General features: G+C 52.7%; 5 protein-coding genes. 4 read left to right on the top strand and 1 reads right to left on the bottom strand.

The window, feature by feature from the left end; genetic code table 11:
• Window positions 1–123: 123 nt before the first annotated feature.
• Both BOW52_RS16290 and BOW52_RS16285 read left to right on the top strand, forming a co-directional pair.
• A complete protein-coding gene (locus BOW52_RS16290; RefSeq protein ID WP_236725792.1) occupies window positions 124–315 on the top strand; it encodes an STAS domain-containing protein in 192 nt (63 codons plus the stop codon).
• Between the two features lie 6 nt (window positions 316–321).
• Window positions 322–696 carry an STAS domain-containing protein gene (locus BOW52_RS16285; protein ID WP_078485138.1) on the top strand — a complete coding sequence of 125 codons (375 nt, stop codon included), beginning with the start codon at window positions 322–324 and terminating at the stop codon, window positions 694–696.
• Here the strand turns inward: BOW52_RS16285 and mutS are convergent.
• Window positions 666–3227, bottom strand: coding sequence for a DNA mismatch repair protein MutS (gene mutS / locus BOW52_RS16280; RefSeq protein WP_078485137.1), 2562 nt, complete (start codon window positions 3225–3227; stop codon window positions 666–668). The genes BOW52_RS16285 and mutS overlap by 31 nt on opposite strands.
• 176 nt (window positions 3228–3403) lie before the next feature.
• On the opposite strand from mutS, the gene BOW52_RS16275 reads away from it, so the two are divergent.
• Both BOW52_RS16275 and BOW52_RS16270 read left to right on the top strand, forming a co-directional pair.
• Entirely contained in the window at window positions 3404–3688 is a 285-nt protein-coding gene (locus BOW52_RS16275; protein ID WP_135622582.1) for a thioredoxin domain-containing protein, read from the top strand.
• Between the two features lie 160 nt (window positions 3689–3848).
• Window positions 3849–4304: a tyrosine-type recombinase/integrase gene (locus BOW52_RS16270; RefSeq protein WP_078485136.1), complete on the top strand. Its 456-nt coding sequence runs from the start codon at window positions 3849–3851 to the stop codon at window positions 4302–4304.
• The last annotated feature ends 89 nt before the right edge of the window (window positions 4305–4393 follow it).

The following is a 4393-nucleotide window of genomic DNA, read 5'->3' as shown; positions in this document are numbered from 1 at the left end:
GGGGCGCCGTAGGCATAAACGGTCGCGTTAAGTATTTGCCGCTTGCTTGGGCTTGGATGCCCAAAACAAGCTTCCGCAAAAATAGCGACTCCCCGATCTCAGGTCTCGCACCACCTGATTCAGATGGTGCGTGCAGTGGGATTGATGGGTGCCAAGGCGATCCTCACCGGTATCCGTCCCGAGATTGCCCGTGCTATTACCAGTCTTAATATCGATCTTTCCATGGTCTCAACCCGTGCCACCCTCTCCGAGGGGCTGAAGGAGGCGTTTGAGCTGCTCGGTATTGAGGTCTCCCAGGCGAGCCACCTGGTCTAAACAGTAATGATTACAGGAATGCACCTGACGCCGATCGGCGAGGGCAATGTACTACTGGAGCCGGGCGAGGGACTCGATGCGAGTGATCCAGATGCCTATCTGGTGGAGATGATCGATCGTCTGCAGCAGCTCTCGGCGCGGCGTTTGATCTACGATCTGAAAAGCATCCCGCTGATTGATACGCTTTATTATGAGTGGCTGCTGTCGGTGAACAGCATGTGCCAGATTGCCGGTATCGAGATGGTGGTGGTCAATATCCGTCCACCGGTCGCCTATAACCTGGCACTGATGATCAAGGAGACGCCGCCGTTTGGCTGTGCGCTCGATGTCGATGGTGCACGAGAGGGGAACTACACCTCCAGGGCTGACTTCAGCTCATAGAGCAGATCGAGTGCCGCCCTTGGTGAGTACTCATCAGGATCCATTTCCCGAATCCGCTCCAGCAGCGGATGCTCCACCGCCACGTTAAAGAGCCCCATCTGTTCCGGCGGGCCACTGTCGATCTGCTCGGCGGTACTATTCTCCAGATGTACCAGTCGCAGCCGCGCCTGCTCAATCACCGCCTTCGGTACCCCGGCCAACTGCGCCACCTGCAGACCATAACTCTGGCTGGCTGGCCCCTCTTTAACCGCATGCAGAAAGACGATCGAGTCGCCGTGCTCGACTGCATCGAGGTGCACATTGGTGATGGTCGGGAAGCGTTCCGGCAAGGTGGTTAGCTCAAAGTAGTGGGTGGCGAAGAGGGTGAAGGCGGCAGAGCGTTCTGCCAGATGGGCGGCACAGGCCCAGGCGAGTGAGAGACCGTCGTAGGTACTGGTGCCACGACCGATCTCATCCATCAGTACCAGGCTGTTGGCGGTTGCGTTATGCAGGATGTTGGCCGTCTCTGTCATCTCCACCATGAAGGTAGAGCGCCCCGAGGCGAGATCATCAGAGGCGCCGATACGGGTGAAGATGCGATCGATCGGACCGATCATGGCACGGCTGGCTGGAACAAAACTACCGATATGGGCGAGCAGGGTGATCACCGCCGCCTGGCGCATGAAGGTCGACTTACCACCCATGTTGGGGCCGGTAATAATCAACATACGGCGCTGCTCATCAAACTTTAGATCGTTGGGTACAAACGGGCCATCGAGCACCTGCTCAACTACCAGATGACGTCCCGCCTCGATCTCTATTCCTGGTGTCTCGACCAACTCGGGCGAACTGAGGTTAAGGCTCTCGGCGCGCTCGGTCAGGGTGCACAGTACATCGAGTTCACAGAGCGCTACCGCACTCTGCTGAAGTGGAGTGAGCTGCTCTAGCAGCCGGTTGAGCAGATCGTCATAGAGTGACTTCTCCAGCGCCAGTGAGCGCTCGCGGCTGCTCAGTACCTTCTCTTCCAGCGCTTTGAGTTCCGGGGTGATGAAACGCTCGGCCGACTTGAGGGTTTGACGACGGATGTAATCCTCCGGCACCTTGTCGGAGTGGAGACGGCTCACCTCGATGTAGTAGCCGTGTACGCGGTTGTAACTGACCTTGAGATTGGTGATACCACTGCGCTCGCGCTCCTTGGCCTCAAGCTCGATTAGATAGCCGTCGCTGTTCTTGCTCAATCCACGCAGCTCATCAAGCTCTTCGTTATAACCGGGTGCGATGACACCACCATCACGAATCAGTACCGGTGGATTGTCGATCACAGCACTCAGTAGCAGCTCGAAGACATCGGCGTGTGGATCGATTGTCTCTTGCAGCGCCTGCAGTCGAATGCTGTTTGCGGGCTGTAGCTGTTGAAGCAGCTCAGGAATGGTGCGCAGACTCTCACGGAGTACCGCCAGATCACGTGGGCGCGCGCTCTTCAGTGCAATACGGGTAAGGATGCGCTCCATATCACCGATGGTGTGTAACAGCTCATGCAGTGCCTCGTAATCGCGTGACTCAAGCAGTTGCCCGATCGCCTGGTGGCGTGCACGTAGCACCGTGTGGTTGCGCAGTGGACGGTTGAGCCAGCGACGCAGCAGACGACTGCCCATCGCGGTGGCGCTCACATCAAGTACACCGGCAACGGTGTGTTCGCTCTTGCCCGAGATGCACTGCTCCAACTCCAGATTACGACGACTGGCGGCATCGAGCACCACGCTCTCATCGTGGCGCTCAACCTGAATCGAACGGATGTGGGGCAGGGCAGAGCGCTGTGTGTCCTTTACGTGTTGTAACAGACAACCGGCAGCAGCCAGTGCAGTGGTCTGTCCCTCAACTCCGAAACCGGCCAGGTCGTGGGTGCCGAATTGCTGGGTCAGCAGGCGTGTCGCGCTCTCCTGCTCAAAGTGCCACGGCGGGCGACGACTCAGGCCGCTTCGATCAACCAGTGCCGCGGGTAGAGTCATCTCCTCAGGAATCAGAATCTCAGCCGGTTGCAGCCGTTCGATCTCACCCAGAAGTGCCTCTTCACCCTCTAGCTGCTGCAGGGTAAAGCGACCACTGGCCAGCTCCAGCGTGGCGATGCCAAAGGTTTGCCTGTGAGCGTTGATGGTCAGCAGCAGGTTGTCACGGCGCTCCTCAAGCAGCGCCTCATCGGTAAGGGTGCCGGGTGTGATGATGCGCACCACCTGTCGCTCGACCGGTCCCTTGCTGGTAGCGGGGTCACCAACCTGTTCACAGATCGCCACCGATTCGCCATGTTTGACCAGCTTGGCCAGGTAGGACTCAATGGAGTGAACCGGCACGCCCGCCATCGGAATCGGCTCACCGGCCGACTGGCCGCGTGCGGTCAGCGTAATATCGAGCAGCTTTGCCGCGCGCCGGGCGTCGTCATAGAAGAGTTCGTAGAAATCACCCATCCGGTAGAGCAGGATGATGTCGGGGTGATCGGCCTTGATGCGCAGGTATTGCTGCATCATAGGTGTGTGTTGTGGTTTTTCTTCTTTCATCTAGGCCTTGTTATTACTGGATTACTATTTATTTCGTTATTTTTAGCCAGTGTTTATATGGCTTATTTGTTTTCCTTCAACTTTTCAGTCTTTTTCAGCGAGTATCAGGTTGTTTCAATAAATCTCAATTATTGGTGTAGTATATGGTGTAGCATGTTACAGTAATTCTCAAATCATTGGGTTATGAAGCTATTTTTACTCCCAAATACTACAAAAGGGTTAAATGTTGTCGGCATCAGTACAGATGGGAAGGAAAAAAAGCAAAAACATTCTCTGATGATAAAGGCGTTACCTTTCCTAACGCATGGAGAAAAGCACAAAAATATACAGATAACTTACCAAAAAAGCTGAAAGTTCCAACAGTTATTCTTGTCGACCGCAGTGGGAAAATAGTAGTCGAAAAAAAAGGCGGTATGTTGCTAGGCAAAATCGAAGGTTGGGCAAATCAAGTATTACAATGACTTGGCGCCTATTAACGCATAGTTAATGTTTTTAATTTCTTCCGCTTATATAGAAAATCTGTCTCAATCTGAGTTCGAGCATTTCTTCTGCTTACAACCTGAAGAAGCCTAAATTCCTAAACCATACTTAGATTCCAACCAACTCGATGGAGGAATCATCATGTATCTAATATCAAATCATTCTGAAAAGCATATCCCTTGGAACAAGGACAAACTGATTGGGCAGAAACCGGCTTTAAAACTAAAAGAGATTTGGGCTATCAGAATCCGACTACAATTAGCTAAAAAATTACGTGATCTTGCTTTGTTTAATCTCGCTCTGGATAGTAAATTGAGGGGTTGTGATCTAGTTAAACTCAAAGTTCGTGACGTCAAATATGGCTCAACCATCAATAAGAGAACAGTCATACTACAGAAAAAGACGAATGAGCCAGTCCAATTTGAAATTACTGAACAAACCAGAGATTCTGTATCAGACTGGATTATAACTAAGGTTCTAAAATATGATGATTACTTATTTCCGAGCAAATGGAATGAGGGACATCCAATTTCCACAAGACAATATGCAAGAATTGTTAAATCATGGGTGAAAAAAATAGGTTTAAACCCTCGCTGACCGCCATGGATAGCGAAGCGAAGGCGGTTAGTCCGCGATAGTCGACGCCGTCTGCATATTCGTAGTTGAGAGCGCGAGCGAACGACGAA

Origin of the sequence: Solemya pervernicosa gill symbiont (assembly GCF_002020875.1) — a bacterium.
Taxonomy (GTDB): domain Bacteria; phylum Pseudomonadota; class Gammaproteobacteria.
Note: the sequence above shows the minus strand (reverse complement) of the source record. Positions and strands in the feature narration are given on the sequence as shown.